Here is an 812-nt window from a genome sequence, read left to right as displayed (position 1 = left end):
AATTGTTTAAAGGCATTTTGTACATATTCCTTATCTTCAGCATATGTTACACCAAACCATTTATCATGCGTTTCAAGTACCTTCACATTGATACGATTTTCTCTCAATAATTCTGCCACAATATTTGGAAGCAAATATTCCTTCTTCATCGGATTATCTGAAATGTTTGATAAGAACGTACTAAAATCCTTTTCTAAATAGTCTAAGAAATCTGGATACCCAGCCCACATATTCATAGAAACATTACTTTCTGGTTTTGCCCAAGCCTCTACTTCCGGATTATCACATACGATTTTATCCCCTTCAGCCTTGATTCCAGTTGTTTCATAAACTTCTTTTAATAAATTATTATCATCCACTTTACATACACCACGAGTTACAGTTCCATTCTCACTTAAAGTGTTCTTTAAAATGAATCCAGCCATGCCCATGTCAAATTCTTTTCCCATTTTCGCATGTTCAACCAGGAAATCATGTAACTTCACAAATGCTTCTTTTCCATAATAATCATCCGCATTAATAATCACATATGGTGTATCTACAACACTTTTCGCACATAGTACAGCCTGCCCTGTTCCCCAAGGTTTTGTACGACCTTCAGGACAAGTAAATCCTTCTGGTAAATCATTAATATCTTGGAATACATATTCTACATCCATATAATTCTGGATACGATTACCTATTACTTCTTTAAATTCCTCTTCAATATCCTTACGAATAATAAACACTACTTTATCAAAGCCAGCCTCTTTGGCATCATAAATTGAGTAATCCATAATGATTTCACCATTTGGCCCCATTTTAGCTAACTG

At 34.4% G+C, this 812-nt stretch carries 1 protein-coding gene; it reads right to left on the bottom strand.

Annotated features, from left to right (window positions below):
* Positions 1-776: nucleotidyltransferase (locus LJE08_RS13655; protein WP_306666117.1), on the bottom strand; the 776-nt coding region annotated here is incomplete at its 3' end.
* Between the last annotated feature and the right edge of the window lie 36 nt (positions 777-812).

Origin of the sequence: Holdemanella sp. DFI.5.55 (assembly GCF_020593575.1) — a bacterium.
GTDB classification, from domain to species: Bacteria; Bacillota_I; Bacilli_A; order Erysipelotrichales; family Erysipelotrichaceae; genus Holdemanella; species Holdemanella hominis.
The sequence above is the reverse complement of the archived record's forward strand: the minus strand, read 5'-3'. Positions and strand labels throughout refer to the sequence as shown.